At 55.4% G+C, this 26,239-nt stretch carries 27 protein-coding genes; 15 read left to right on the forward strand and 12 right to left on the reverse strand.

Annotated features, from left to right (window positions below; translation table 11 throughout):
• The first annotated feature begins 29 nt into the window (after positions 1-29).
• From priA to rraA, 6 genes are all read left to right on the forward strand, one after another.
• Positions 30-2,225, forward strand: a complete 2,196-nt coding sequence (priA, locus tag AC6I8C_RS18185; RefSeq protein WP_497823230.1) for a primosomal protein N' — start codon at positions 30-32, stop codon at positions 2,223-2,225.
• 164 nt (positions 2,226-2,389) lie between these two features.
• On the forward strand, positions 2,390-3,427 hold the full coding sequence (cytR, locus tag AC6I8C_RS18190; protein WP_013359467.1) for a DNA-binding transcriptional regulator CytR: 1,038 nt from the start codon (positions 2,390-2,392) through the stop codon (positions 3,425-3,427).
• A gap of 152 nt (positions 3,428-3,579) precedes the next feature.
• Positions 3,580-4,590 (forward strand): cell division protein FtsN, encoded by a 1,011-nt coding sequence (gene ftsN / locus AC6I8C_RS18195; protein ID WP_497823231.1) that lies wholly within the window; start codon positions 3,580-3,582, stop codon positions 4,588-4,590.
• Positions 4,591-4,678: 88 nt separating this feature from the next.
• The gene (gene hslV / locus AC6I8C_RS18200; protein WP_003851234.1) at positions 4,679-5,209 is read left to right on the forward strand and encodes an ATP-dependent protease subunit HslV; all 531 of its coding nucleotides are present in this window, start codon (positions 4,679-4,681) and stop codon (positions 5,207-5,209) included.
• Between the two features lie 10 nt (positions 5,210-5,219).
• Complete coding sequence (gene hslU / locus AC6I8C_RS18205; protein WP_497823232.1) at positions 5,220-6,557, forward strand: ATP-dependent protease ATPase subunit HslU; 1,338 nt, start codon at positions 5,220-5,222, stop codon at positions 6,555-6,557.
• A gap of 158 nt (positions 6,558-6,715) precedes the next feature.
• A complete protein-coding gene (gene rraA, locus AC6I8C_RS18210; protein ID WP_009088032.1) occupies positions 6,716-7,201 on the forward strand; it encodes a ribonuclease E activity regulator RraA in 486 nt (161 codons plus the stop codon).
• A 53-nt stretch (positions 7,202-7,254) separates the two neighbouring features.
• Here the strand turns inward: rraA and zapB are convergent, their stop codons facing one another.
• A complete protein-coding gene (gene zapB / locus AC6I8C_RS18215) occupies positions 7,255-7,494 on the reverse strand; it encodes a cell division protein ZapB (RefSeq protein ID WP_003851242.1) in 240 nt (79 codons plus the stop codon).
• A 405-nt stretch (positions 7,495-7,899) separates the two neighbouring features.
• Here zapB and AC6I8C_RS18220 point away from each other — a divergent pair, with 405 nt between their 5' ends.
• The 3 genes from AC6I8C_RS18220 (at position 7,900) to glpX (ending at position 11,403) form a co-directional block, all read left to right on the forward strand.
• Positions 7,900-8,754 carry an MIP/aquaporin family protein gene (locus AC6I8C_RS18220; protein WP_013359471.1) on the forward strand — a complete coding sequence of 285 codons (855 nt, stop codon included), beginning with the start codon at positions 7,900-7,902 and terminating at the stop codon, positions 8,752-8,754.
• A 30-nt stretch (positions 8,755-8,784) separates the two neighbouring features.
• Positions 8,785-10,296, forward strand: a complete 1,512-nt coding sequence (glpK, locus tag AC6I8C_RS18225) for a glycerol kinase GlpK (RefSeq protein ID WP_033734465.1) — start codon at positions 8,785-8,787, stop codon at positions 10,294-10,296.
• Positions 10,297-10,392: 96 nt separating this feature from the next.
• Entirely contained in the window at positions 10,393-11,403 is a 1,011-nt protein-coding gene (gene glpX, locus AC6I8C_RS18230; RefSeq protein WP_013359473.1) for a class II fructose-bisphosphatase, read from the forward strand.
• Here the strand turns inward: glpX and emrD are convergent.
• Entirely contained in the window at positions 11,393-12,586 is a 1,194-nt protein-coding gene (gene emrD / locus AC6I8C_RS18235; protein WP_497823233.1) for a multidrug efflux MFS transporter EmrD, read from the reverse strand. The genes glpX and emrD overlap by 11 nt on opposite strands.
• 273 nt (positions 12,587-12,859) lie before the next feature.
• Here emrD and fpr point away from each other — a divergent pair, with 273 nt between their 5' ends.
• Positions 12,860-13,606, forward strand: a complete 747-nt coding sequence (fpr, locus tag AC6I8C_RS18240; RefSeq protein ID WP_497823234.1) for a ferredoxin--NADP(+) reductase — start codon at positions 12,860-12,862, stop codon at positions 13,604-13,606.
• On the opposite strand, the gene AC6I8C_RS18245 is transcribed toward fpr, so the two are convergent.
• Positions 13,597-14,031, reverse strand: a complete 435-nt coding sequence (locus AC6I8C_RS18245) for a DUF805 domain-containing protein (protein WP_497823235.1) — start codon at positions 14,029-14,031, stop codon at positions 13,597-13,599. The genes fpr and AC6I8C_RS18245 overlap by 10 nt on opposite strands.
• A 98-nt stretch (positions 14,032-14,129) precedes the next feature.
• Here AC6I8C_RS18245 and AC6I8C_RS18250 point away from each other — a divergent pair, with 98 nt between their 5' ends.
• Both AC6I8C_RS18250 and tpiA read left to right on the forward strand, forming a co-directional pair.
• On the forward strand, positions 14,130-14,720 hold the full coding sequence (locus tag AC6I8C_RS18250) for a DUF1454 family protein (protein ID WP_095706507.1): 591 nt from the start codon (positions 14,130-14,132) through the stop codon (positions 14,718-14,720).
• A 120-nt stretch (positions 14,721-14,840) separates the two neighbouring features.
• The gene (gene tpiA / locus AC6I8C_RS18255) at positions 14,841-15,608 is read left to right on the forward strand and encodes a triose-phosphate isomerase (protein WP_010258199.1); all 768 of its coding nucleotides are present in this window, start codon (positions 14,841-14,843) and stop codon (positions 15,606-15,608) included.
• A gap of 28 nt (positions 15,609-15,636) precedes the next feature.
• Here tpiA and AC6I8C_RS18260 read toward each other — a convergent pair whose 3' ends face one another.
• The 6 genes from AC6I8C_RS18260 to cpxP form a co-directional block, all read right to left on the reverse strand.
• On the reverse strand, positions 15,637-16,410 hold the full coding sequence (locus AC6I8C_RS18260; protein WP_497823236.1) for a CDP-diacylglycerol diphosphatase: 774 nt from the start codon (positions 16,408-16,410) through the stop codon (positions 15,637-15,639).
• A 160-nt stretch (positions 16,411-16,570) separates the two neighbouring features.
• Positions 16,571-17,560: a sulfate ABC transporter substrate-binding protein gene (locus AC6I8C_RS18265; protein ID WP_033784290.1), complete on the reverse strand. Its 990-nt coding sequence runs from the start codon at positions 17,558-17,560 to the stop codon at positions 16,571-16,573.
• A 144-nt stretch (positions 17,561-17,704) separates the two neighbouring features.
• The gene (pfkA, locus tag AC6I8C_RS18270) at positions 17,705-18,667 is read right to left on the reverse strand and encodes a 6-phosphofructokinase (RefSeq protein ID WP_003851263.1); all 963 of its coding nucleotides are present in this window, start codon (positions 18,665-18,667) and stop codon (positions 17,705-17,707) included.
• Positions 18,668-18,874: 207 nt separating this feature from the next.
• Entirely contained in the window at positions 18,875-19,777 is a 903-nt protein-coding gene (gene fieF, locus AC6I8C_RS18275; RefSeq protein ID WP_497823237.1) for a CDF family cation-efflux transporter FieF, read from the reverse strand.
• 236 nt (positions 19,778-20,013) lie between these two features.
• Positions 20,014-20,169, reverse strand: a complete 156-nt coding sequence (locus AC6I8C_RS18280) for a con-10 family general stress protein (protein WP_010258211.1) — start codon at positions 20,167-20,169, stop codon at positions 20,014-20,016.
• Positions 20,170-20,624: 455 nt separating this feature from the next.
• Entirely contained in the window at positions 20,625-21,134 is a 510-nt protein-coding gene (cpxP, locus tag AC6I8C_RS18285) for a cell-envelope stress modulator CpxP (RefSeq protein ID WP_150013988.1), read from the reverse strand.
• Between the two features lie 148 nt (positions 21,135-21,282).
• On the opposite strand from cpxP, the gene cpxR reads away from it, so the two are divergent.
• The 3 genes from cpxR to trmL are packed head-to-tail and all read left to right on the forward strand — an operon-like array spanning position 21,283 to position 23,866.
• The gene (cpxR, locus tag AC6I8C_RS18290) at positions 21,283-21,981 is read left to right on the forward strand and encodes an envelope stress response regulator transcription factor CpxR (RefSeq protein ID WP_009088062.1); all 699 of its coding nucleotides are present in this window, start codon (positions 21,283-21,285) and stop codon (positions 21,979-21,981) included.
• Entirely contained in the window at positions 21,978-23,357 is a 1,380-nt protein-coding gene (gene cpxA, locus AC6I8C_RS18295; protein ID WP_013359484.1) for an envelope stress sensor histidine kinase CpxA, read from the forward strand. Before cpxR ends, cpxA begins: the two co-directional genes overlap by 4 nt.
• 35 nt (positions 23,358-23,392) lie before the next feature.
• On the forward strand, positions 23,393-23,866 hold the full coding sequence (gene trmL, locus AC6I8C_RS18300; protein WP_013359485.1) for a tRNA (uridine(34)/cytosine(34)/5-carboxymethylaminomethyluridine(34)-2'-O)-methyltransferase TrmL: 474 nt from the start codon (positions 23,393-23,395) through the stop codon (positions 23,864-23,866).
• Here trmL and cysE read toward each other — a convergent pair.
• The 3 genes from cysE to secB form a co-directional block, all read right to left on the reverse strand.
• Complete coding sequence (cysE, locus tag AC6I8C_RS18305) at positions 23,863-24,684, reverse strand: serine O-acetyltransferase (protein ID WP_013359486.1); 822 nt, start codon at positions 24,682-24,684, stop codon at positions 23,863-23,865. The two genes, trmL and cysE, sit on opposite strands and share 4 nt — an antisense overlap.
• Positions 24,685-24,750: 66 nt before the next feature.
• Positions 24,751-25,767 (reverse strand): NAD(P)H-dependent glycerol-3-phosphate dehydrogenase, encoded by a 1,017-nt coding sequence (gene gpsA / locus AC6I8C_RS18310; RefSeq protein ID WP_497823238.1) that lies wholly within the window; start codon positions 25,765-25,767, stop codon positions 24,751-24,753.
• Positions 25,767-26,237, reverse strand: a complete 471-nt coding sequence (gene secB, locus AC6I8C_RS18315) for a protein-export chaperone SecB (RefSeq protein WP_161732980.1) — start codon at positions 26,235-26,237, stop codon at positions 25,767-25,769. Before secB ends, gpsA begins: the two co-directional genes overlap by 1 nt.
• Between the last annotated feature and the right edge of the window lie 2 nt (positions 26,238-26,239).

Consider the following 26,239-nt stretch of genomic DNA (forward strand, 5'->3'; position numbering starts at 1 on the left):
CCCGATGATTGAGCCGGAAAGAGAGAGTTATGCCCGTTGTTCAGGTTGCCCTGCCCGTCCCCTTGCCCCGCCTGTTTGACTATCTGCCGCCTCAGGGTCCGCAGCCGGTCATTGGCGGGCGTGTGAGTGTGCCCTTTGGCAATCGCAGGATGATCGGGATTGTGGTCGCCTTTCGTGACAGCAGCGATCTGCCGGAAGCACAACTCAAGCGCGTGATCGAGGTGCTGGATAGTGAGTCTCTCTATCCGCCGTCGCTGTGGCGCATCCTGAACTGGGCCGCCAGCTACTATCACTCGCCGCAGGGCGAAGTTTTGAGCCACGCGATCCCGGTGCTGCTGCGCCAGGGCAAAGCGGCGCAGGACAATCCCCTGTGGCGCTGGGAAATCACTGAACAGGGCCGGGCAACCGCGCCGGAAAGTTTAAAGCGGGCACCAAAACAGCAGCAGGCGCTGGCAGCACTGCGTCAGCAACCGCTCTATCGGCATCAGGTCAGTGAACACGATCTCACCGAGGCGACATTACAGGCATTGCGGGCTAAAGGATTATGCGAACTGCATGAGCATCAGCCACAGATGCACGACTGGCGCACCACCTATGCTGTGAAAGGCGAACGGCTGCGATTAAACACCGATCAGGCGATGGCCGTAGGTGCGATTCGGGCAGATGATGAACATTATTCCGCCTGGCTGCTGGCGGGCATCACCGGCTCCGGCAAAACCGAGGTTTACCTCAGCGTGCTGGAAAATGTGCTGGCTCGTGGTAAACAGGCGCTGGTGCTGGTGCCGGAGATTGGTTTAACCCCGCAGACGATTGCCCGCTTTCGCGAACGTTTTGATGCGCCCATCGATGTGCTGCACTCCGCCTTAAATGACAGTGAACGGCTGGCGGTCTGGTTGCGTGCGCGGCGCGGCGAAACGGCCATTGTGATTGGCACCCGTTCGGCGCTGTTTACGCCGCTGGCCCGTCCGGGCGTGATCATTATTGATGAAGAGCATGACAGCTCCTATAAACAGCAGGAAGGCTGGCGCTATCAGGCGCGCGATCTGGCTGTGTTCCGTGCACATGAAGAGGATATCCCGATTGTCATGGGCTCGGCGACACCGGCTCTGGAGACATTGCACAATGTCCGCAGCGGCAAGTATCGCCAGCTCGACCTGACAAAGCGCGCCGGTAATGCCCGACCGGCGCTGCAACAGCTTATCGACTTAAAAGGCGTGCAGCTGATCGGTGGCCTGGCGCCCGGCCTGATTGGTAAAATGCGCCAGCATCTGCAGGCCGACAATCAGGTGCTGCTGTTCCTTAACCGCCGCGGCTTTTCGCCCGCCCTGCTTTGTCACGACTGCGGCTGGATTGCCGAGTGTACCCGCTGTGACCGCTACTACACCCTGCATCAGCACCACCGCCAGCTACGCTGCCATCATTGCGACAGCCAGCGTCCGCTACCTAATCAGTGCCCGCAGTGCGGTTCAACCCATCTGCTGCCGGTCGGGGTCGGGACTGAACAGCTGGAGCAGCAGCTCGGCACACTCTTCCCTGGCGTGCCGGTGTCGCGCATCGATCGTGATACCACCAGCCGCAAAGGGGCGCTGGAGCAGCATCTGGCTGACGTCCATCGCGGCGGCGCACGTATCCTTGTCGGCACGCAGATGCTGGCCAAAGGCCATCACTTCCCCGATGTCACGCTGGTGTCGCTGCTGGATGTCGATGGCGCGCTGTTCTCAGCCGATTTCCGTGCAGCGGAACGCTTTGCTCAACTCTATACCCAGGTCGCCGGTCGCGCTGGCCGTGCCGGAAAGCAGGGCGAGGTATTGCTGCAGACGCACCATCCCGAACACCCGCTGTTACAGACGCTACTGCACCAGGGTTATTCGGCATTCGCCCAGCAGGCACTCCTGGAGCGCCAGGCGGTTCACCTGCCACCCTGGAGCCGGCATGCACTGTTCCGTGCGGAAGATATGGATAACCAGCAGGCGGCGGAATTCCTGCAGCAACTCCGCAATTTGCTGGAAGCGAGCCCGCTGAACGATAAGGCGATGTGGTTTATGGGTCCGTTGCCCGCTTTGCAGCCCAAACGCAGTGGACGCTGGCGCTGGCAACTGCTGTTGCAGCATCCTTCCCGGCAACGTCTGCAACAGTTACTGAGCAGTTCGTTGCCGCTGGTTTCAACGCTCCCCGCTGCGCGCAAAGTGAAATGGACGCTGGATATCGACCCGACCGAGAGCTGATTTTTGCTGACACTGCGAGCCAGATCGAAAAACGTCGCATAAGTCACAATTTTTATGCAAATTAAGTAACAACCAGCCGGGCAATCGTTAACAATGTTGCCCGGATTGCTTTCAGGTCAGGCAAAAACAGAATCGAACGCGCCATAACGCGTCAGGAGCATGTGTTGGAGCAGAATCAACAACCGCCCGCCGCCACGATGAAGGATGTCGCGGAGCACGCGGGCGTCTCAACCGCCACCGTATCGCGTGCGCTGATGAATCCGGAGAAGGTTTCTGCGGCGACCCGTCAGAAAGTCGAGCAGGCCGTTGCCGCCGTCGGCTATGCAGCACACGGCCCTGCGCGCAACGCGCGGCGTAACGAAACGCGAACCATTCTGGTGATTGTCCCTGACATCTGCGATCCCTTCTTTAGTGAAATCATTCGTGGCGTCGAAGTCACGGCAGCCGAAGAGGGCTATCTGGTGCTGATTGGTGACTGCGCTCATCAGAATCAGCAGGAGCGAACCTTTCTCAATCTGATGGTCACACGACAGATCGATGGCATGGTGCTGCTCGGGTCACAGTTGCCCTTTGATGCCAGCATTGATGAGCAACGCAACCTGCCGCCCATGGTGATGGCGAATGAGTTTGCGCCGGAAATGTCGCTGCCCACGGTTCACATTGATAACCTGACCGCCGCATTTGAAGCGGTCAATCATTTACTGCAGTTAGGCCACACGCAGATCGCCTGTATTGCCGGGCCGGAAGAGATGCCGCTCTGTCAGTATCGGTTGCAGGGCTATGTACAGGCGATGCGTCGCAGCGGGCTGACGGTCGATCCCACCTATATTGTGCGCGGTGATTTCACGTTTGAAGCAGGCGTTGCCGCCATGAATCAGCTGATGACCCTGCCACAACCGCCGCGCGCCCTGTTCTGCCACAGCGATATTATGGCGCTGGGGGCGATGAATCAGGCCAGACGCTGTGGACTGCGGATACCGGAGGATCTCTCTGTAGTGGGATTCGATGACATTGAACTGTCACGTTACTGCGAGCCGCCGCTGACCACGGTGACACAGCCACGTTACCAGATTGGTCGGGAAGCGATGCTGCTGCTGCTGGATGAGTTAAATGGTAAACGGGTGATCAGCGGATCGCGGTTGCTGGATGCCGGCTTAACGATTCGTGGCAGTACGGCGCGTGCAAAAAAACGTGAAAAATAAGCCTGTTCATCTGGTTTTTTCAGTAGATTCTTAAAGCGAACACTGCTGGTCAAAGTTCCGACCCTTGAGTAACATGGCGGACTCCTTGCCGGGCGCGTAAAAATCATCATTTCGCCCAACTGGCACTATTTTTGAAGGGTATAAGAACGAGAGTGGCACAAAAAGATTACGTAGGCCGCGGGCGTTCAACAGGGACGCGTCGCAAAAAAAGCCCCAGCCGTGGCAAGAAGAGCAAAGGCGGTTCGGGAACATCTAAATTGATGATTGTACTGGCGGTCGCAGTGTTGGTGACCTTTGCCGGTGGTTTATGGTTCCTGGCGCATCACAAGAAAGAAGATGTGCCGGTCATTACGGATCATAAAGCCAACGGCAATGGCTTGCCGCCGAAGCCAGAAGAGCGCTGGAAATATATTAAAGAGCTGGAGAACCGTCAGGTCACCGTGCCGACGCCTATCGAACCCTCTTCAGGTGGCGAAGTGAAGTCGCAGACACAGCTGACCGACGAGCAGCGCCAGTTGCTGGAGCAGATGCAGGCTGATATGCGTCAGCAGCCAACGCAGCTCAACGAAGTGCCGTGGAATGAACAGACGCCGGCGCAACGTCAGCAGACGCTGCAGCATCAGCAGCAGTTGCAACAGCTGCAACGTCAGCAGCAGCAGGTTCAGCAGCAGCAACTTCAACATCAGCAACAACAGCAGGTTCAGCAACAGCGTCAGCAGTTGCAGGCCCAGCAGCAACAGCAACGCCAGCAGCAGTTGCAGCAACAACAGCAGCGTCAGCAACAGCAGCAATTACAACAACAGCAACGTCAGCAGCAGCAGCAGCAGCAGCAAAACGTACAGCGCCAGTCGCAGCCTGCCCCCATTACGCGGGAACCGGACGTACAGTCTAAACCGCAGGAGACGGCGAAGGCGAAACCAGCGGAGAAAGCCTCTTCGCAGCGCTGGATGGTGCAGTGTGGTTCGTTCAAAGGCACTGACCAGGCGGAATCGGTGCGTGCAGGCTTAGCCTTTGAAGGCTTTGAAAGCCGTATTACGACCGGTGGCGGCTGGAATCGTGTGGTTATCGGTCCGTATAAAGACCGCGCATCCGCTGACAGCACCCTGAAACGCCTGCGCAGTTCCGGACACTCCAGCTGTATTCCACTCTCCGTCGGGGGTTGAAACCCGTCAAACCCGCCCCATATCTGTTGCATGATACTCCGCGCCCCGTGCGCGGAGTCCTTTTCCGACTGCAACAAGGGGTCTGCCCGTGACAACAATAGTAAGTGTACGACGCAACGGCCAGGTAGTGATTGGCGGTGATGGCCAGGCTACGCTCGGCAATACCGTGATGAAAGGCAACGTTAAAAAAGTGCGTCGTTTATACAACGATAAGGTGATTGCCGGATTTGCTGGCGGCACCGCAGACGCCTTCACCCTGTTTGAACTTTTCGAACGTAAACTGGAAATGCATCAGGGCCATCTGGTGAAAGCTGCGGTGGAACTGGCGAAAGACTGGCGTACTGACCGTATGCTGCGTCGCCTTGAAGCCTTACTGGCCGTCGCTGATGAGTCAGCTTCTCTGATCATCAGCGGTAACGGTGATGTCATCCAGCCTGAAAACGATCTGATCGCCATCGGCTCCGGTGGGCCTTTCGCCCAGGCAGCGGCACGTGCGCTGCTGGAGAATACCGAAATGGGCGCACGCGACATCGTCGAAAAGTCGCTGAATATCGCGGGTGATATCTGCATCTACACTAACCACAACGTTAATTTCGAAGAATTAACGTCTAAGGCGTAAGGGTATAAATATGTCTGAGATGACTCCACGCGAAATCGTCAGCGAACTGAACCGCTTTATCATCGGCCAGGACAGCGCCAAGCGCGCCGTGGCGATTGCACTACGCAACCGCTGGCGCCGCATGCAGCTCAACGAAGAGCTGCGTCATGAAGTGACCCCTAAAAACATTCTGATGATCGGTCCGACCGGTGTCGGTAAAACCGAGATCGCGCGTCGTCTGGCTAAGCTGGCCAATGCACCGTTCATCAAAGTCGAAGCGACTAAATTTACCGAAGTGGGTTATGTCGGTAAGGAAGTGGACTCTATCATTCGTGATCTGACCGATTCGGCCATTAAGATGGTGCGCAGTCAGGCGATTGAAAAGAACAAATACCGTGCCGAAGAGATGGCCGAAGAGCGCATTCTCGATGTGCTGATTCCGCCTGCAAAAAACAACTGGGGCCAGGCAGAGCAGAGCGCTGAGCCGTCTGCAGCGCGCCAGTCATTCCGCAAAAAGCTGCGCGAAGGCCAGCTGGACGATAAAGAGATTGAGATCGATCTGGCCGCCAGTGCGCCTGGTGTTGAGATCATGGCGCCTCCTGGCATGGAAGAGATGACCAGCCAGCTGCAGTCGATGTTCCAGAACCTCGGCGGTCAGAAGCAGAAAGCCCGCAAGCTGAAGATCAAAGAAGCGATGAAGCTGCTGATCGAAGAAGAAGCGGCAAAGCTGGTTAACCCTGAAGAACTTAAGCAGGACGCAATTGATGCCGTTGAACAGCACGGTATCGTGTTTATTGATGAGATCGATAAAATCTGTAAGCGCGGCGGCCAGAATGCCGGCGGCCCGGATGTCTCTCGCGAAGGTGTTCAGCGTGACCTGCTGCCGCTGGTTGAAGGCTGTACCGTTTCGACCAAGCATGGCATGGTGAAAACCGACCACATTCTGTTTATCGCCTCAGGTGCGTTCCAGGTGGCCAGCCCTTCCGATCTGATTCCGGAACTGCAGGGTCGTCTGCCAATCCGTGTTGAACTGCAGGCGCTCACCGTGAATGATTTCCAGCGCATCCTGACTGAGCCGAATGCCTCCATCACCGTACAGTACAAAGCGCTGATGAATACTGAGGGCGTGAACATTGAGTTCACCGAAGAGGGTATCCGCCGGATCGCGGAAGCCGCATGGCAGGTCAACGAAACCACCGAAAACATTGGTGCGCGCCGCCTGCATACCGTGCTGGAACGTCTGATGGAAGATATCTCGTATGACGCCAGCGATCGTCACGGTGAATCCGTGACCATCGATGCTGATTATGTCGGTAAACATCTGGATGAACTGGTGGCTGACGAAGACCTCAGCCGCTTCATTCTCTGATTCACTGAATCAGCGCTTTTCCGAAGCCCGGCCCATCCGGCTGGGCTTTTTTATGCATGTTCTTGATCGAACGATGCTTTTTTCATACTGATGATTTTGCCAACAATCTGCATATAGCGATATACTTACCCTTCCTGTGGCAAACAGACGAAACCCCTATGAAATACGATACATCTGAACTCTGCGATATCTACCATGAAGAAGTGAATGTTGTTGAACCGCTTTTTTCAAACTTTGGTGGGCGCACTTCATTCGGTGGTCAGATTACCACAGTGAAATGCTTTGAAGACAACGGCTTACTCTATGATCTGCTTGAAGAGAATGGCCGGGGTCGCGTCCTGGTGATTGATGGTGGCGGCTCCGTGCGTCGTGCGCTGGTCGATGCGCAGCTGGCACGTCTGGCGGCAACCAATGAGTGGGAAGGCCTGGTGATTTACGGTTCGGTACGCCAGGTTGATGAGCTGGAAGAGCTGGAGATTGGCATTCAGGCCATTGCCGCGATTCCGGCAGGCGCTGCGGGTGAAGGGATTGGTGAAAGCGATGTGCGCGTCAATTTCGGCGGCGTCACCTTCTTCTCCGGCGACCATCTCTATGCCGATAACACCGGTATCATTCTGTCAGAGGATGCGCTGGACCTCGAATAGGCCAGATATGAAAACGGGTGCCTGAGCACCCGTTTTTCACATCAGCTGAGGCTTCAAACCTCTTCCATTTTTCCCAGCAAGGCACGCAGACGTTCCTGCCATACGTGTTGCTCTTCTTTCAGGTGCTGATTTTCACGCATCAGCGCATCGTGGTTGCCCGCGACTTGTTGCGCATCGTTACGCAGTGAGTTGTTCTGCTCTTTCAGCTCTTCGATTTCCATCTGCAACAGGGTGATGGTATCAATCGCCTGCTGTACTTTCGCTTCCAGTTTCTCAAACACTTCAAATGACATCTTTCTGACCTCTCCTAAATTACTGCAAGGCGTTGATGATGCCAGCTTAAGCCAGCAACGTTGTCCCGATTGTATGTAGCCTCACCCCGCAAGTCCAGCAACGCGGCCTTTGCGGGCGTAGTCTGTAACACTTTTCAGCCAATCCCTGAATTTACGCTGCGCTTACTGAAGCTGCGTTCGGGCACTGGCCCGTTATCGCTGTAATGAGGCGCGAATAATGGCTTAAGAAAGCCAGAATACGCGAAAACGCGCATTTTTATGACACAGTACACAAAAAACGATTTCGCTATTTCTCGTTTATGTTCGTTAACGATAAATTCACATCAGCCCTACATAAAAGCTGGGTGCCTCATGGACTGAGAACAAAAACTGATAAAATTTAACCTCGCTTCAGGAACCACTATTATGAGTCAGACAACTAACACGCTCAAAGGTCAGTGTATTGCCGAATTTCTGGGGACAGGCTTGATTATTTTCTTCGGCGCAGGCTGTGTGGCTGCACTGAAACTCGCCGGTGCCGCCTTCGGTCAGTGGGAAATCTGCATTATCTGGGGCTTAGCCGTCTCAATGGCTGTCTATCTTACCGCTGGGGTATCAGGTGCGCATCTGAACCCTGCCGTTACGGTTGCGCTCTGCCTGTTTGCCAACTTCGAAGGCCGTAAAGTGGTGCCGTTTATTCTGGCGCAAATCGCCGGAGCATTCTGCGCGGCCGCGCTGGTTTATGGCCTCTACTACAGCCTCTTTTTCGATTACGAACAAAGTCATCAGATGGTACGCGGTACGGTTCAGAGTCTGGATCTGGCGGGTATCTTCTCAACCTATCCTAACCCGCACATCAGCGTAGGTCAGGCGTTCCTGGTCGAGATGGTGATTACTGCCGTGCTGATGGCAGTGATTATGGCGCTGACCGACGATGGCAACGGTGTACCGCGTGGACCGATGGCACCGCTGTTAATCGGCCTGCTGGTCGCGGTCATTGGTGGGTCAATGGGTCCACTGACCGGCTTTGCTCTTAACCCGGCACGTGATTTCGGACCTAAGCTGTTCGCCTTCTTCGCTGGCTGGGGTAACGTTGCCTTCACAGGTGGTAAAGATATTCCTTACTTCCTGGTCCCTATTTTTGGCCCGCTGGTCGGTGCCTGCCTGGGTGCAGTCGGTTATCGCACCCTGATTGGCCGCTACCTGCCAGGTGCCGCTAAAGAACCTGCAAAAATTCCAGCAGACAAACCGGTTGCACGCGCTCAGCAGCGTAAAGCGTAAGTTTCACCTTTTATCATCAGGACTGAATTTATGACTACCACAGATAAAAAATATATTGTCGCGCTCGATCAGGGCACAACCAGCTCACGCGCCGTTGTTCTCGACCACGATTCCAATATCGTTGCGGTATCGCAGCGCGAATTTACTCAGATCTACCCGAAAGCGGGCTGGGTTGAGCATGATCCAATGGATATCTGGGCTTCACAAAGCTCTACGCTGGTTGAAGTGCTGGCCCATGCCGACATTCGCTCTGATGAGATTGCGGCTATCGGTATCACTAACCAGCGCGAAACCGCTATCGTCTGGGAAAAAGAGACCGGCAAACCTATCTATAACGCCATCGTCTGGCAGGATCCCCGCACCGCCGACTACTGTAACAAACTGAAGAAAGAGGGTCTGGAAGAGTATATCCAGCACACGACGGGTCTGGTGATTAACCCCTACTTCTCCGGGACAAAAGTGAAGTGGATCCTGGATCACGTTGAAGGCTCACGTGAGCGTGCAAAACGTGGCGAGCTGCTGTTCGGTACCGTTGATACCTGGCTGGTCTGGAAAATGACTCAGGGCCGCGTTCACATCACCGACTATACCAACGCCTCACGTACCATGATGTTTAACATTCACAAGCTGGAGTGGGATCAGCGCATGCTGGATATCCTGGATATCCCACGTGAAATGCTGCCGGAAGTGAAATCTTCGTCTGAAGTCTACGGTCAGACCAACATCGGCGGTAAAGGCGGTACACGTATTCCTATCGCCGGTATTGCCGGTGACCAGCAGGCCGCGCTGTATGGCCAGCTGTGTGTACAGCCTGGCATGGCAAAAAACACCTACGGCACCGGCTGCTTTATGCTGATGAACACCGGTACTGAAGCGGTGACCTCGACCCATGGCCTGCTGACCACTATCGCCTGTGGCCCGCGCGGTGAAGTGAACTATGCGCTGGAAGGTGCCGTATTCATCGGTGGTGCCTCTATTCAGTGGCTGCGTGATGAGATGAAGCTGATCAGTGAAGCGGCTGACTCTGAATACTTCGCAATGAAAGTGAAAGACACCAACGGCGTTTACATGGTGCCTGCTTTCACCGGCCTGGGTGCACCTTACTGGGACCCGTATGCCCGTGGCGCAATCTTCGGTCTGACGCGCGGCGCAAACGCTAACCACATCATCCGCGCGACGCTGGAGTCGATCGCTTATCAGACGCGTGACGTGCTGGAAGCGATGCAGAACGATGCCAACACCCGCCTGCAGGCGCTGCGTGTGGATGGTGGTGCGGTGTCCAACAACTTCCTGATGCAGTTCCAGGCTGACATCCTCGGCACCCGTGTTGAGCGTCCGGAAGTGCGTGAAGTAACGGCGCTGGGTTCTGCCTATCTGGCGGGTCTGGCTGTCGGCTTCTGGCAGGATCTGGATGAAGTGCGCGCTAAAGCGGTTATTGAGCGTGAGTTCCGTCCAAGCCTGGAAACCACCGAGCGTAACTTCCGCTATGCCGGCTGGAAAAAGGCGGTTGCCCGCGCACAGGCGTGGGAAGACCAGGAGTAATCTCTGTGCCCGCGACGCTGGCCGTCGCGGGCCTTTTCCCCGCCCTGCTGCCCCGCTGTGATACACTGCCTGCCGGTTTTTTGTCAGGTAGATGCCATGAAACGAGAACTTGCCATTGAATTTTCCCGCGTAACCGAAGCTGCCGCCCTGGCAGGCTATCACTGGTTAGGACGCGGCGACAAAAATGCGGCTGACGGTGCGGCAGTCCATGCCATGCGTCATGTCCTGAACTCCATTGAAATTGACGGTCAGATTGTGATCGGTGAAGGCGAAATCGACGAAGCGCCGATGCTCTATATTGGCGAAAAAGTCGGTACCGGTCGCGGCGATGCGGTCGATATTGCTGTCGATCCGATTGAAGGCACCCGCATGACGGCGCTTGGCCAGGCTAACGCACTGGCCGTGATGGCCGTCGGCGATAAAGGCAGCTTTCTGCACGCCCCTGACATGTACATGGAGAAGCTGATTGTCGGTCCGGCAGCGCATGGTGCGATCGACCTCGACCTGCCGCTGGAAACCAACCTGCGCAATATCGCGATAGCGATGAACAAGCCGCTGTCGCAGCTGACCGTATCGATTCTGGCAAAGCCGCGTCACGATGCGGTGATTAGCCAGCTGCAGCAGCTGGGCGTGCGGGTATTTACCTTCCCGGATGGCGACGTCGCCGCCTCGATTCTGACCTGCATGCCGGACAGCGAAGTGGATGTGATGTATGGCATTGGTGGCGCACCGGAAGGCGTGGTCTCTGCGGCGGTGATCCGTGCACTGGACGGCGATATGCAGGGCCGGTTGCTGGCACGTCATCATGTGAAAGGCGACAGCGCTGAAAACCGTCGGCTTGGTGAGCAGGAGCTGCAGCGCTGTGCAGAGATGGGAATTGAAGCGGGCAAAAAGCTGACGCTGAGTGAGATGGCGCGCAACGACAACGTGGTGTTTGCCGCCACCGGCATTACCAGTGGCGAACTACTGAAAGGCATTACGCGTCAGGGCAATATTGCCACCAGCGAAACGCTGCTGATTCGCGGTAAATCACGCACCATTCGCCGCATCCAGTCGATTCACTATCTCGACCGTAAAGATCCGGCGCTCCATCCGTTTATCCTGTAACCGGCTGGTTGCCGCGCTCCGGCTGACGTGAGAGCGGCAACCAGCAGAGCAGCATCACCAGCGCCGTGAAGAACATCAGCATGCCGAGGCTGAACTGATCGCGCTGCGGCATCATGGCTGACAGCCACGCCACAAGACCCGATCCCAGATTCTGCATCCCGCCAATCAGCGCGCCCGCGCTACCCGCCAGCCAGGCGTAAGGCTCCATCGCGCCTGAGGTCGCCAGCGGAAACAGCATACCGGCACCAAAGAAGAACAGCGCGGCGGGGACCAGCAGCGTCCAGATATTCATCACGCCGAACCACGCCGGGATCCACATCAGAATGCCCGCCAGCAGGCAGCTATTCACACCCCACCACATCAGGCTGTGCCATGAACCCTGCTCGCGCCCGGCAAACCAGGCACCGAAGAACGCAGCCGGAATCGGCAGGATGAACAGGATGCTGACGGTGAGGCTGTGCAGGCCAAGCACGCCGCCCAGCAGAACGCCACAGCTCGACTCAAAGACCGCAATCCCGGCCAGCGCGCCAATCAGCAGCACAATATAGCGGACGAAATTCGCGTCGCTGAGCAGGCGGGCATAACGTTTAAAGAAAGGAGTCACTTCCGCACTCTGCGGCCGGGTCTCCGGCAGCCAGCGCGCCATGGAACCGGTCACCGCCAGACAGAGCAGCAGCAGAAAGGCGAAACAGGCGTGCCAGCCAAAGAGCTGGGTCAGCAGCGCACCAATCACCGGCGCAAGCAGCGGGCTGACCAGAATGCCCATGTTAAGCAGGCTGTTAGCGCGGCGCAGCGCGTGCCCCTCGTAGAGATCACGCGGCATGGTACGGGCCATCACGCCTGCCACGCCGGTTCCCAGTCCCTGAATAGCACTGCCGAGCACCAGCATATCGAGTGAGGTTGCCATCAGAGCCGTGATTGCGCCGATCATAAAGATCGTCATGCCCGCCAGGATCACCGGACGACGGCCCACGCTGTCTGACAGCGGACCGTAGATCAGCTGGGATCCGCCATAAGTCATCAGATAAGCCGCCATCACACGCTGCAGCGCGCCATCCCGCACATTCAGGGCGTCCGCCATCACCGACATCGCCGGGACGTAGATAGTCTGTGCCATCTGCCCGACTGCCACCAGCACAATGAGCATCACCAGCAGTGGGCGATTTTCCAGTTTACTAATCATGATTATGCAAAATTTCTTTCTATGAAAGGAGGTTAAAACAGCGGTTTACCCGCCAGTCATCTTGTTATGGCGGGCAAAATATCAGGATTAGATGACAAAGCGAGAGGTAAGCGAAAAGGTCCCGGCTTGCGCCTGTCAAGTTTATGCGCCAGCCTGTAAAGACAAAGCAACAGTTTGTCGATTAGAGCCTTTGCCAGGGCGCAGGCTGGCAATCTCGCCGGCGAGTCGCGAAAATAGTGACCTGCCTGAATAATCAACAACCAGGGAGTGATTATGGCTGAGTGGGTCAATGGTGAAGTAAAGGAAGTCAAAAACTGGACGGATGCATTGTTCAGTCTCCGGGTAAAAGCGCCCATCGATCCCTTTATCGCCGGGCAATTTGCCAAGCTGGCGCTGGAAATCGACGGTGAGCGGGTGCAGCGCGCTTATTCCTACGTCAATGCGCCAAAAGATGATCTGCTGGAGTTTTACCTGGTCACGGTGCCAGAGGGCAAGCTGAGTCCGCATCTGCAGGCACTTCAGCCTGGCGATCAGGTGATGGTCACCAAAGAAGCTGCGGGATTCTTTGTGCTGGATGAAGTCCCGGAGTGCAAAACTTTATGGATGCTGGCAACCGGCACCGCGATTGGTCCCTACCTGTCGATGCTGCAGCAGGGCGAAGGGCTGGATCGCTTTGAAAACATCGTGCTGGTGCATGCTGCGCGCTATGCGGCTGACCTGAGCTTTTTGCCGATGATGCAGCAGCTGCAGCAGCACTATCACGGTAAATTGCACATCCAGACGGTAGTGAGTCGCGAAGCAATCCCCGGTTCGCTGACGGGCCGGGTTCCGGCGCTGATCGAAAATGGCGAGCTGGAGCGTGCCACCGGATTAACGCTGGATGCCGACAGCAGCCATGTGATGCTGTGCGGCAACCCGCAGATGGTGCGTGATACGCAGCAGTTACTGAAAGAGACGCGCGAGATGCGCAAACACCTGAAGCGTAAGCCGGGCCATATCACCAGTGAACATTACTGGTGAGCCGTTTGCCGGTATCGCACCGGCTGCGTCGCGGTACCAAACCGGTTAGCGCCGGGGGTACCGCGAAAGACGCCGAGATCGAGCAGCAGGCCAGCGATTAACACAAACGGAATGGCACGGCCCAGCAGCCAGGGCAGTACACCCTCCAGCATGCTCCAGTTTCCTGCCACCAGCAGCCAGGCAACAATCACCAGAAACCCCCAGTAGCCACGTCGGTTACGATCGTGCAGCCGTTTAACCATAACCGCGCTGGCGGGCCACAGCAGGCAGACCACGCCAAAGGCCGCCATCTGGGTATCAATCCAGTCGTTTGCTGCTAAGACGAATAACAGTGTCGTGGTCAGCAACCAGACCGCCTGCCAGATCCAGAAATCACGTCGTCCCAGCCGGCCGCGCCAGGAAAAACACCATTGTTGTAACGTCATGCATTATCATCCAGAGAGAAGAGAAGCGCCGCGCTTTTGACCTCGCGGATAAAAACCGTTTTAATTTGCGCCTGAGTTTACGGGTTAGGATCGACAAAATGAAGAATTTGCCTGGCGCACTGCTGTTATCGTTTGCGCTGACGGTTCCGGTCTTTGCCGCCGATCCGCCACCGCCGGAACGGCCCGATGCGTTGCCCACCGCGCCTTATCTGCTGGCGGGCGCGCCCACCTTTGATATGACTATCGGCCAGTTTCGCGAAAAATATAATCTGGCCAATGCAGCGCTGATGCTGCCGGAGTATCGCGCTATTGATAACCGGGGTGATAAAAGCAACCTGACGCGCGCCGCCAGCAAAATCAATGAAACGCTCTATGCCTCTACCGCGCTGGAGCCCGGCACCGGCAAAATCAAGACGCTGCAGATTACCTGGCTGCCACTGCCTGGCCCGGACCAGAGCGCCTCGCAGCAAAAAGCTCTGGCCTACATGACCGCCATGCTGCGCTTCTTTGTACCGGGATTAAGTGCCGACGAAGGGCGTAAAAAGCTGGAGGGTCTGCTGAAGGAAGGTAAGGATTTACCCTACTTTGCGCAGGTCGACGGCGCACTGCGTTTTGTGGTCGCTGACAACGGCGACAAGGGGCTGACCTTCGCGGTCGAACCGGTCAAACTGGCGCTCGCGAGTCCCTGATGATGTGGCTGAAAATGACGAAAAGCAAAGCCATCACTACATTTGATCTCTATACTGTCTGGCAGACAACGCTGCCGGCTGGCAGCGATTTTTCATGTATCGCGTTATGCGGAGGATAGAATGCGACATCCACTGGTTATGGGTAACTGGAAGTTGAATGGCAGCAAGCAGATCACAGCTGAACTGATCGCCGGTCTGCGCAAGGAACTCTCTGGCGTTGAAGGTTGTGGCGTCGCCATTGCACCGCCAGCGCTCTATCTCGAGCAGGCAAAACACGCCATCTCCGGTAGCCACATCGCACTGGGTGCGCAGAACGTAGACGTTAACCTGTCTGGCGCGTTTACCGGTGAAGTTTCCGCTGAAATGCTGAAAGATATCGGCGCGAAATATATCATTATCGGTCACTCAGAACGCCGCACTTACCACAAAGAGAGCGACGAGTTCATCGCGAAGAAATACGCGGTACTGAAGTCAGTAGGCCTGGTCCCGGTGCTGTGCATCGGTGAAACCGAAGCAGAAAACGAAGCGGGTAAAACCGAAGAAGTCTGCGCGCGTCAGCTGGATGCCGTTCTGGAAACTCAGGGCGCTGAAGCGTTCAAAGATGCGGTTATCGCGTATGAGCCAGTCTGGGCCATCGGTACCGGCAAATCTGCGACCCCTGCTCAGGCACAGGCCGTCCACAAATTCATCCGTGATCATATCGCGAAGAAAGATGCGGCTATCGCAGAACAGGTCATCATTCAGTATGGCGGCTCGGTTAACGATAAGAATGCTGCTGAGCTGTTCACCCAGCCTGACATTGATGGCGCGCTGGTTGGCGGTGCGTCACTGAAAGCAGATGCTTTCGCGGTCATCGTTAAAGCTGCGGCGGCTGCAAAAAGCGCTTAAGCATTAGCATTCCGGTCAGAGGCGGCGCTTAAGCCGCCTTTTTTCTGGGCGCAATCAGCTGACAGGCGTGATCCTGCAACTCCTCCGCCGAACCACTGTTCAGTAGCAGCCAGTTCCGCTCTATCGCCATTAACACCAGCCTCCCATCACTTAATTCAGCCAGTGCCAGCCCATATTTCCCCATCTCTGTCCGTGCCTCAGGCCGTTCATCGGCCAGCCGGATAAAGGCACTCTGCTGAGTCAGCTCATCTGCCGTCAGGGTTCGCAGCCAGTAGCGGTGCTTACGTAGCGTGAGTTCCTGCCACTGACCGCCCAGCTGCGGCGTCAGCTGATCCAGCTGTTGACGCACATCGGGTCGCAGACAGGAGAGATGAATATGGAGCTGATTCTGCGTGCGACCATATTGTGAATTAATAGCCAGTGACAGGACCCGATCATCAATGGGTGAGCCGCGTCGCTGTGCAAGCAGGGTTCGTTCATGCCACGCAAGGGCAAAGTAGTTGGGCGTCGTGGGTTGCAGTAACCGGGGGCTTTCGATACCGGTGATTTTGTCGAGCGGGATCAGCAGATACTGCAACGGCCCGTTCATATCTTTCAGCATGGCATAGCGATGCGGCTGGTCGACACGCTGGCAGGGCGCAGGGTCTCCGCTGCTTTGCTGATGAGGCAGGCATTTCTCGCTGACGATCTGCCAGAGTGCATCACTGTTCTTTTTGAAATGCAGTGCGGCGGCCAGCATCCCCACAACAACCAGCGCCAGCAGAACGGCAACCAGGCGGGTTGCACGACGATTGGTCGGCATAACTACGCTTCCTGAATGGTTTAGCAGCCTGCATCCTCGCCTGGCGGGAAAAAAATGTCACGGGGAATTCGGCCTGATGAACTGGCGGCTGGGCAGAGAAGAGAAAAGACGTGATAGTGGCGGATAAGCGGTCAGCGCAGAGCACGCTGACCGCAATACATTATGGTTTCATGACCTCGTCATAGCTGCCGCCATCGGCGAAGTGGGCTTTCTGAGCCTGCGCCCAGCCACCAAACTTGTCCTGAATGGTAAACAGCTTCACTGGCGCAAAGGTGCTGGCAAATTTCTTCGCGATTTCAGCATCACGCGGACGATAGTAGTTCTGTGCTGCGATGGTCTGGCCTTCTGGCGAGTAGAGATATTTCAGATAAGCATCGGCGACTTTACGCGTGCCCTTTTCATCCACCACTTTGTCGACCACCGACACGGTCGGTTCAGCCAGAATCGATTCGCTCGGGGTAACAATCTCGAACTTATCTTTGCCCAGTTTGTTAACGGCCAGATAAGCTTCGTTTTCCCAGGCAATCAGCACATCACCAATCCCGCGCTCAACGAAGGTGTTGGTTGCGCCGCGTGCACCCGAATCCTGTACTTCAACGTTCTTAAACAGCGCTCTGACGTAAGCCAGCGCTTTGGCCTGATCGCCATTGTTATGATCCAGCGCCCAGCCCCAGGCCGCCAGATAGTTCCAGCGTGCGCCGCCGGACGTTTTCGGGTTCGGGGTAATCACAGATACGCCTGGCTTCGTCAGGTCACTCCAGTCATGGATACCCTTGGGATTATCTTTACGGACCAGGAAGACAATGGTCGAGGTGTAAGGCGCAGAGTTGTCCGGCAGACGCTTGATCCAGTTCTTATCAATACGACCACGTTCAGCAATGGCATCAACATCCGATTGCAGCGCCAGTGTAACCACATCTGCACGGATGCCGTTAATCACGGAGGTCGCCTGCTTGCCAGAGCCGCCATGCGACTGGCGGACCACAACATTATCGCCGGTTTCCTGTTTGTAGTGCGCACTGAACGCTTTGTTGTACTGTTCGTACAGCTCACGCGTTGGATCGTAGGAAACGTTTAACAGCTGAATGTCTTTCGCCAGCACGCTGGTTGAGGCCAGCAACAGGGTAACGCCAATACTCCACTTGTTCATTACGCACTCTCCCAATGTCGTTATGGGCTAAGCGTGACATAAACCATTACAGAGCTAAAAGAATTAAAAATAAGCTGTTATAACCTCGGGGAATATAGAAGGGAAATGACGGGGCATGCTGTGCAGCACACCCCCGCAGGGGAATTAATAGAGCTTTTTCGCGGTGTCGAGCCAGTCGCGCTTGAACGGACGCTTCATGTTTTCAATGGCGTCGACAATATCGTGATGCACCATCTTCTCGTTCTGAATACCAACGCAACGGCCGCCGTAACCCTGCATCAGCAGTTCAATGGAGTAAGCGCCCATGCGTGAAGCCAGGATACGGTCATATGCACAAGGTGCACCGCCACGCTGAATATGGCCCAGAACGGTCGAACGGGTTTCACGTTTGGTTTCTGTTTCAATGAAACGCGCCAGATCGTCGATATCGCAGATGTGCTCGGTAATCGCCACGATAGCGTGCTTTTTACCTTTGGCGATGCCCGCTTTGATTTCCGCCACCAGCTCTTCGCGGGTATACGGGAACTCTGGCAGGACGATGAACTCACAGCCACCGGCAATCGCCGCCGCCAGGGTCAGATCGCCACAATAGCGGCCCATCACTTCAACAATCGAAATACGCTGATGCGAAGAAGAGGTATCACGCAGGCGGTCAATCGCTTCAACCACGGTTTCCAGCGCAGTGAAATAACCGATGGTGTAATCCGTTCCGGCCACGTCGTTATCGATGGTGCCTGGCAGACCAATGCAGGGGAAGCCCATTTCAGTCAGGCGCTTAGCACCCATGTAAGAACCATCACCACCAATTACAACCAGCGCATCGATGCCGCGCTTTTTCATGTTCTCAATGGCAACCTGGCGCACATCTTCATTACGGAACTCAGGGAAACGCGCTGAGCCCAGGAACGTGCCGCCACGGTTAATCATGTCGGAGACGCTGTAGCGATCAAGATTGATCATGCGATCTTCGTACAATCCCAGATAACCGTCATAGATCCCAAAAACTTCCAGTCCTTCACTCAGCGCGGAACGAACCACTCCACGAATAGCTGCGTTCATGCCTGGGGCGTCACCGCCGCTGGTTAATACACCAATTTTTTTGATCATGACAACCTCTGGATTGTTCAAAACTAAGGGTTAATCCTGCCTGTCGATCGCTGCTGAAGGTCATTTTACGATTAGCGCGACATGTGATGGCAGATAGTATATCAAAGGCTTGCTGCTGAATTGATTCAGGTCAGACAACTTTTCACTATTTTTTGCAGCAATGTTAGCGTTACGTCATTCCTTTCGTATCGATTTGATTCATTTACGTTAAAAACCTAAAGAATCTTCTCTCTCGAACGGTACCACAGAACAGGGATCCTGATGGATAATTACGTCTGACCCAGGAAATTCTTTGCGCAACGCCTTCTCAACCTGATCGGCTACCCGATGCGCCTGCACCAGTGGCAACTGGTCTTCCAGTTCCAGATGTAGCTGAATAAATTTGGTCGGGCCGGACTGACGGGTTCGCAGATCGTGGACACCCTGCACCTGTGGCCAGTTTGTCGCCAGCGTCAGAATCTGCTGCCGCTCCGCTTCCGGTAGCGCGCGATCCAGCAATGACTGCACTGCCTCATAGCCCATACGCAATGCACTGTAGAGAATGAAAATGCCAATCCCCAGCGCGAACAGGGCATCTGCCCGGGCAAAGCCATAGCTGCTCAGGACCAGCGCGATCAAAATGGCACCATTCATGATGACGTCAGACTGATAGTGCAGCATGTCAGCCCGAATCGCCTGGCTGCGGGTTTTACGCACCACCCAGCGCTGAAAGGCGACCAGCACCAGCGTTGAGCTCAGTGCCACAACGGTCACCACAATACCGACGCCGGGTGCCCGCATCTCACTGGGCGAGGCAAGATGCTGCAGGCCGGTCAGAAACAGAAACAGTGCCGAGCCGGAGATAAACATACTTTGCGCCAGTGCTGCCAGCGACTCTGCTTTGCCGTGCCCGAACGTGTGATCTTCGTCGGCAGGCTGCAGCGCATAACGCACCACCAGCAGATTGGTCAGCGAGGCAGCGATATCCACCAGCGAGTCCACCAGTGAGGCCAGCAAACTCACCGAACCGGTGTACCACCAGGCAAAAATTTTCACGATTAACAGCACAGATGCAAGAATGGTGGCGGCCAGCGCAGCACGCTTTACCAGTCGGCCATAAGAGGGTTGCATGCCAGATTCCCTATGCAGCATCAGCGACGATGCGTACTCAAATGAAAGAATGGCTAAAGTTTAACACCAGGAGGCGGGCAGTGCTTAGCGGGTCATTCAACGACTCAGTCTCTTTTGCAAAAGCCTGGCAGGCATAAAAAACAAGCCCCGACCTCGGGGAGGACGGGGCAAAGTGTCATACACATCAGTGTCAGACCACAGTCATGTGCTGGTCTGGGCTGAGAAAGACGCGGCGATTACTTTTTGCCGCCCTTTTTCCCTGCTTCTGATGCTTTTTCACGATCGTTTTTGAAGTTTCCGCCGCCGCTGCTCTGGCCGCCTTTCTTACCGGCTTCAGACGCTTTTTGCGGATTATCTGCGAAATTACCTGAACCACCACGATGCTCTGCCATAACTTACTCCGTTAATAGATTCATTCAGGACTACATAATGTGGTTGTTGCTCCCTGAGACTTCGCAAAGACACTTAACTTCCCTGCAGTGACAGGATTAAGTGTAGAGTGTGCGCCTGAACCGGCAAGCGTAACGCGGGAAAACCAACACGTTGATAGTTAAGATAAAAGCTTACACCACAAGGTTATAAATCTATCATTTTCAGTGGCTTAAAGTATTTAAATGGCCTTAAGATGCTTACCGGTACGCTTAAATTTACGTTATGGCCTGAATAGTCAATAATCGTCGGGCCTGAGAAACAAACGTTAAACAAGCGCTAATAAAATGGAGATTTTGTTGCGCGGTGATGATTCCAGTCAAATTAAAAAAAGCGAAAAAAAGATAAAAAAAACCCCCACCATCATGGCGGGGGAAGACAGGGATGTGTCTATGGCAAGGAAAACAGGGATACTATGTTACTGGTTACTGCTGGTACTACTCACTGCCTGCAGCGATGACGCTGACTGCAGATTCGAAAACTGTCGCAGCTCGTTAAGTCGCCGCTGGTAATTCTTCTGCAACGTGGCCTGCTGGTCCGGCGTTAGCAGTTGAAACATTTGATTCTGTACGCGCGCCATCTCAACCTGCTGTTCAACCTGAACTCTGGCGATGACTTCCGCCTTTGCGCGGATGGCCGCTTCGTTAAACTGGTCTGCAGTCACTAAGTCGTGTAGTGCTGCGATATCGTCAATATGAACGACCGGGCGCTCATGTCGGGCCTGTTGCATCAGGTCCCGCATCTGCTGACGCTGCTCTTCAGTCAGCTCGATACCATCGAACATGTGGCTTTGCGGATTTTGCGTCATACTGCCTGTCGGCAATCCGCCATGATGCATCTCGTCAATCGTCGTCGCATCTTTAGCACCTGCGCTGGCGACACTCAGAGCCATCGCTGAGGCAAGGACGACGGCGGTTAATTTGCGCATCGTGTACTCCAGTTCGTTCCGTTTTGCGATTCAACGAGAGCCAGTGTACGGCGACAGCTGCAAACATCCGTCAGGGGGTGTAAAACTACGTAAAGCGATAGATAGGTGCGCCAGGAACACGGTATTTTGCCTGCGGAGGGCTACAAAAATGAATAAAATCCTGTTGGTAGATGACGACCGCGAATTAACTTCGCTTTTAAAAGAACTGTTAGAAATGGAAGGGTTTGAAGTGGTGGTAGCCAGCGATGGTGAACAAGCGCTGAACCTGCTCGATAACTCTATTGATTTGCTTTTACTGGATGTCATGATGCCGAAGAAAAACGGTATCGACACCCTGAAAGAACTGCGACAGCAACATCAAACCCCCGTCATCATGCTAACGGCGCGCGGCAGCGAGCTGGATCGCGTACTGGGCCTGGAACTGGGTGCAGATGACTATCTGCCCAAGCCATTTAACGATCGCGAACTGGTGGCGCGTATCCGCGCTATTCTGCGCCGCTCCAACTGGAGTGAACAGCAGCAGCAACACGACAATAGCTCGCCCACACTGGAAGTGGACTGCCTGCGGCTCAATCCTGGCCGTCAGGAAGCGAGTTTTGATGATGTCACGCTGGATCTCACCGGCACGGAGTTCACCCTGCTCTATCTGCTGGCGCAGCACCTGGGCCAGGTTGTATCGCGTGAACATCTGAGTCAGGAAGTGCTGGGCAAGCGCCTGACACCTTTTGACCGCGCCATCGACATGCACATCTCGAATCTGCGTCGCAAGCTGCCTGAACGCCGTGACGGTCATCCCTGGTTTAAAACCTTACGTGGCCGCGGCTACCTGATGGTTTCGGCATCATGATTGGAAGTCTGACCACCCGTATCTTCGCCATCTTCTGGTTAACGCTGGCGCTGGTGTTGATGCTGGTGCTAATGGTGCCCAAGCTCGATTCACGACAGATGACCTCGCTGCTGGAGAGTGAACAGCGGCAGGGCATCATGATTGAACAACACGTCGAAGCAGAACTGTCACAGGATCCCCCTAACGATCTGATGTGGTGGCGTCGTCTGTTTCGCGCCGTGGAGAAGTGGGCACCGCCGGGTCAGCGGCTGCTGTTAGTGACCAGTGAAGGTCGGGTGATTGGCGCGCAACATAACGAAATGCAGGTTATCCGCAATTTTATCGGCCAGTCTGATAACGCCGATCATCCGCAGAAGAAGAAATATGGTCGTGTTGAGCTGGTAGGGCCTTTTGCCGTCCGGGATGGCGAAGATAACTACCAGCTTTACATGATCCGTCCCGCCAACAGTTCCCAGCTCGATTTCGTCAATCTGCTGTTTGACCGTCCGTTACTGCTGCTTATTGTCACCATGCTCATCAGCTCACCGCTGCTGCTGTGGCTCGCCTGGAGCCTGGCGCGTCCGGCGCGTAAGCTGAAATATGCCGCCGATGAAGTCGCAAGCGGAAACCTGCGTCAGCATCCGGAACTGGAATCGGGCCCACAAGAGTTTCTGGCGGCGGGTTCCAGCTTTAACCAGATGGTCAGTGCGCTGGAGCGGATGATGACCGGTCAGCAGCGTCTGCTATCGGATATCAGCCATGAGCTTCGTACCCCGCTTACCCGTCTGCAACTGGCTACCGCGCTGCTGCGTCGGCGTCAGGGCGAAGGTAAAGAGCTGGAGCGGATTGAGATGGAAGCACAGCGTCTTGATGGCATGATCAACGACCTGCTGGTGCTGTCACGCACCCAGCATAAAAATGCGCTGGTCAGCGAAGCAATGAAGGCGAATCAGTTGTGGAATGGGGTGCTGGAAGATGCCCGTTTTGAAGCTGAGCAGATGGGCAAGAAGATGGATATCCCCTACCCGCCTGGCCCATGGCCGCTCTATGGCAACCCTCATGCGCTGGAGAGTGCGCTGGAAAATATCGTCCGCAATGCGCTGCGCTATTCACACACACATATCAGCGTCAGCTTCTCCGTCGATATTTCTGGTATCACGGTACACGTTGATGATGACGGTCCAGGCGTGAGCCCGGAAGATCGCGAACAGATTTTCCGTCCCTTCTATCGTACTGATGAAGCACGCGATCGTGAGTCAGGCGGTACCGGCCTTGGTCTGGCGATTGTCGAAACAGCCGTGCAGCAGCATCGCGGCTGGGTTAAAGCCGATGACAGCCCACTGGGCGGCCTGCGTCTGACCCTCTGGTTGCCACTCTACTCCTCCGGTCGTCAATAATTTGCTATGCTTCGGCCCCTGTCATCGGGGGCCTTATGCTTAACATTGTCTTGTTTGAACCAGAAATTCCGCCGAATACCGGCAATATTATTCGCCTGTGCGCCAATACGGGCTTCCAGCTTCATTTGATTCAGCCGCTCGGCTTCGCGTGGGATGACAAGCGTTTACGTCGCGCCGGACTGGATTACCACGAATTCACGGCCATAAAATTCCATGCTGACTATCAGGCGTTTATCGCCGCGGAGTCGCCTGAACGTCTGTTTGCGCTAACGACCAAAGGGACGCCCGCACACAGTGCCGTCGCGTATCAGGCTGGCGATTATCTGCTGTTTGGACCTGAGAGCCGTGGACTGCCAGCGGAAATTCTGGCGGCATTACCGGCGCAGCAGAAAATCCGCATCCCGATGAGAGCGGAGAGCCGCAGCATGAATTTATCGAATGCCGTGTCGGTGGTAGTCTATGAAGCGTGGCGCCAGCTGGATTACGCGGGCGCACTGATTAAAGACTAGATGCCGTCGCCAAACTGAAAACCGGCCAGGCTGCCATTGAAGTGCTGATCCATATCCATTGACGGCTTTTCACTGCCTGGCTTGCCGACGATACGCGCGGGTACGCCTGCTGCCGTAGTGTGTGGCGGCACAGGCTGTAACACCACAGAACCCGCGCCGATTTTTGCTCCCCTGCCGACTTCAATGTTGCCCAGCACTTTCGCACCGGCACCAATCATCACCCCTTCGCGGATTTTCGGATGGCGGTCGCCGCTGGTTTTGCCGGTACCGCCCAGCGTCACCGATTGCAGGATCGAGACATCATTCTCAACCACCGCGGTTTCACCAATCACAATGCCTGTAGCATGGTCGAGCATGATGCCGTGGCCTATATTCGCAGCGGGATGAATATCGACGGCAAAGGAGACTGAGATTTCATTCTGCAGATAAACCGCCAGCGCGCGTCGGCCTTCATTCCACAGCCAGTGACCAATGCGGTAGGCCTGAAGCGCATGGAACCCTTTGAGATAGAGCAGCGGCGTGGAGTATTTATCGACCGCCGGGTCGCGCTGACGTACCGCCTGAATATCGTAAGCCGCCGACAGTATCATTGACGGATCTTCACGGTAGGCTTCTTCAACGATTTCACGAATGGCGATGGCGGGCATAATCGGGTTTGCCAGCTTGTTGGCCAGCATATAGCTCAGTGCACTACCGAGATTTTCATGCTTGAGCAATGTCGCGTGGAAGAAGCTGGCCAGCATCGGCTCACAATCAGCCAAAGCGCGCGCTTCTGCTTTAATATTATTCCAGACCAGTTCTAACTCATCAGACGACATTGCTGCTTTCTCCCGATAAAAAAGCGCCTGAATGGCGCTGCAGGTGATGATGCTACGCGTCCTGCGTTAGCTGATGCTGTTTTCGTCCTTCCTTGTTCGTCCCAGCAGGCTCAATGCTGCATCTCTCGCCGGTTTTTCGCAATACAACACCTGATAAATCTGCTCGGTGATCGGCATTTCCACACCAAAACGTGCAGCCAATGCTTTGACTTCTTTAGTGTTTCTGTACCCTTCTACAACTTGTCCGATAATGCGTTGCGCGCTATCTACATCTTCGCCCTGGCCCAGCATCATGCCAAAACGACGATTTCGCGATTGATTATCGGTACAGGTCAGCACCAGATCGCCCAGACCCGCCATCCCCATAAAGGTGGTGGGATCGGCACCCAGCGCTGCGCCCAGCCGGCTCATTTCAGCCAGACCACGGGTGATCAGTGCTGTTCGCGCGTTCGCGCCAAAACCAATCCCGTCAGACATACCGGCACCGATAGCGATAACGTTTTTTACCGCGCCGCCCAGCTGTACGCCGATGAAATCAGGGTTGTTATAAACGCGGAAGCTTTTACCGCAGTGCAGCTTCTGCTGCAGGTCGTCAGCAAACTGCGCATCCGTGGCGGCCAGCGCGATGGCCGTCGGTAATCCTGCCGCCAGCTCTTTCGCAAAGGTCGGCCCGGAGATCACGGCCAGCGGAATGGCATCGCCTACGATTTCACGTGCCACGTCCTGCAACAGACGGCCCGTCTCTTTTTCCAGCCCTTTGGTCGCCCAGACAATACGCGAGTCTGGCCGCAGATGAGGTTTAATCTGCTGCAGCACATCGCCAAACACATGGCTCGGCACCACGATTAATAAATCGCGGCTGGCGGCAATGGTTTTGGTCAGATCAGGCTCAAGGGAGAGGTTATCGGGGAACGGGACATCGGGCAGGAAAGCAGTGTTGCAGCGGTCAGTCTGAAGTTGCGCCAGATGCGCCGGGTTATGTCCCCACAACAGCACCGTGTGGCCGTTACGGGCCAGCGTAATCGCCAAAGCGGTGCCGTAGGAACCGGCACCGATGACGCTAATCGAAGCGTGAGTTGTCATCAGGCATCCTGATGTGGTTCAGCACCTTCTTCACCTTGTTGCTGCTGCAGGTAGTTCATGAACAGCGCATCAAAGTTAACCGGTGCCAGGTTCAGCTGCGGGAAGGTACCACGGGATACCAGGCTGGTAATGCATTCGCGTGCGTATGGGAACAGAATGTTCGGGCAGTATGCACCCAGGCAATGTGCCATCTGCGTTCCTTCGATACCGCTGATGGTGAAAATACCGGCCTGCTGAACTTCACACAGGAAAGCGGTCTCTTCGCCCACCGTTGCGGTTACAGTCACACGAAGTACCACTTCGTAAACGTCGTCAGCCAGCTGAGAAGATGCAGTATCCAGGTCCAGCTTAACGTCCGGTTCCCACTCTTTCTGGAAAACCTGCGGGGCATTTGGCGCTTCAAAGGAGATATCTTTAGTGAATACGCGCTGAATCTGGAACTGCATTTCGTTGGTGTTGTGTTCTGACATGT

The sequence above is a fragment of the Pantoea sp. X-Soil-YNGN-844 genome (assembly GCF_059730595.1).

Excerpts from the sequence above, each read along its gene's own strand:
- AC6I8C_RS18265 (WP_033784290.1), bottom strand. The coding sequence starts at position 17,560 with ATGAACAAGTGGAGTATTGGCGTTACCCTGTTGCTGGCCTCAACCAGC.
- AC6I8C_RS18260 (WP_497823236.1), bottom strand. The coding sequence starts at position 16,410 with ATGCCGACCAATCGTCGTGCAACCCGCCTGGTTGCCGTTCTGCTGGCG.
- cpxR (WP_009088062.1), top strand. The coding sequence starts at position 21,283 with ATGAATAAAATCCTGTTGGTAGATGACGACCGCGAATTAACTTCGCTT.
- fpr (WP_497823234.1), top strand. The coding sequence starts at position 12,860 with ATGGCTGAGTGGGTCAATGGTGAAGTAAAGGAAGTCAAAAACTGGACG.
- AC6I8C_RS18220 (WP_013359471.1), top strand. The coding sequence starts at position 7,900 with ATGAGTCAGACAACTAACACGCTCAAAGGTCAGTGTATTGCCGAATTT.
- fieF (WP_497823237.1), bottom strand. The coding sequence starts at position 19,777 with ATGCAACCCTCTTATGGCCGACTGGTAAAGCGTGCTGCGCTGGCCGCC.
- zapB (WP_003851242.1), bottom strand. The coding sequence starts at position 7,494 with ATGTCATTTGAAGTGTTTGAGAAACTGGAAGCGAAAGTACAGCAGGCG.
- rraA (WP_009088032.1), top strand. The coding sequence starts at position 6,716 with ATGAAATACGATACATCTGAACTCTGCGATATCTACCATGAAGAAGTG.
- AC6I8C_RS18250 (WP_095706507.1), top strand. The coding sequence starts at position 14,130 with ATGAAGAATTTGCCTGGCGCACTGCTGTTATCGTTTGCGCTGACGGTT.
- gpsA (WP_497823238.1), bottom strand. The coding sequence starts at position 25,767 with ATGACAACTCACGCTTCGATTAGCGTCATCGGTGCCGGTTCCTACGGC.
- trmL (WP_013359485.1), top strand. The coding sequence starts at position 23,393 with ATGCTTAACATTGTCTTGTTTGAACCAGAAATTCCGCCGAATACCGGC.
- cpxP (WP_150013988.1), bottom strand. The coding sequence starts at position 21,134 with ATGCGCAAATTAACCGCCGTCGTCCTTGCCTCAGCGATGGCTCTGAGT.
- cpxA (WP_013359484.1), top strand. The coding sequence starts at position 21,978 with ATGATTGGAAGTCTGACCACCCGTATCTTCGCCATCTTCTGGTTAACG.
- pfkA (WP_003851263.1), bottom strand. The coding sequence starts at position 18,667 with ATGATCAAAAAAATTGGTGTATTAACCAGCGGCGGTGACGCCCCAGGC.
- glpX (WP_013359473.1), top strand. The coding sequence starts at position 10,393 with ATGAAACGAGAACTTGCCATTGAATTTTCCCGCGTAACCGAAGCTGCC.
- emrD (WP_497823233.1), bottom strand. The coding sequence starts at position 12,586 with ATGATTAGTAAACTGGAAAATCGCCCACTGCTGGTGATGCTCATTGTG.
- AC6I8C_RS18245 (WP_497823235.1), bottom strand. The coding sequence starts at position 14,031 with ATGACGTTACAACAATGGTGTTTTTCCTGGCGCGGCCGGCTGGGACGA.
- secB (WP_161732980.1), bottom strand. The coding sequence starts at position 26,237 with ATGTCAGAACACAACACCAACGAAATGCAGTTCCAGATTCAGCGCGTA.
- cysE (WP_013359486.1), bottom strand. The coding sequence starts at position 24,684 with ATGTCGTCTGATGAGTTAGAACTGGTCTGGAATAATATTAAAGCAGAA.
- tpiA (WP_010258199.1), top strand. The coding sequence starts at position 14,841 with ATGCGACATCCACTGGTTATGGGTAACTGGAAGTTGAATGGCAGCAAG.
- hslU (WP_497823232.1), top strand. The coding sequence starts at position 5,220 with ATGTCTGAGATGACTCCACGCGAAATCGTCAGCGAACTGAACCGCTTT.
- priA (WP_497823230.1), top strand. The coding sequence starts at position 30 with ATGCCCGTTGTTCAGGTTGCCCTGCCCGTCCCCTTGCCCCGCCTGTTT.
- AC6I8C_RS18280 (WP_010258211.1), bottom strand. The coding sequence starts at position 20,169 with ATGGCAGAGCATCGTGGTGGTTCAGGTAATTTCGCAGATAATCCGCAA.
- glpK (WP_033734465.1), top strand. The coding sequence starts at position 8,785 with ATGACTACCACAGATAAAAAATATATTGTCGCGCTCGATCAGGGCACA.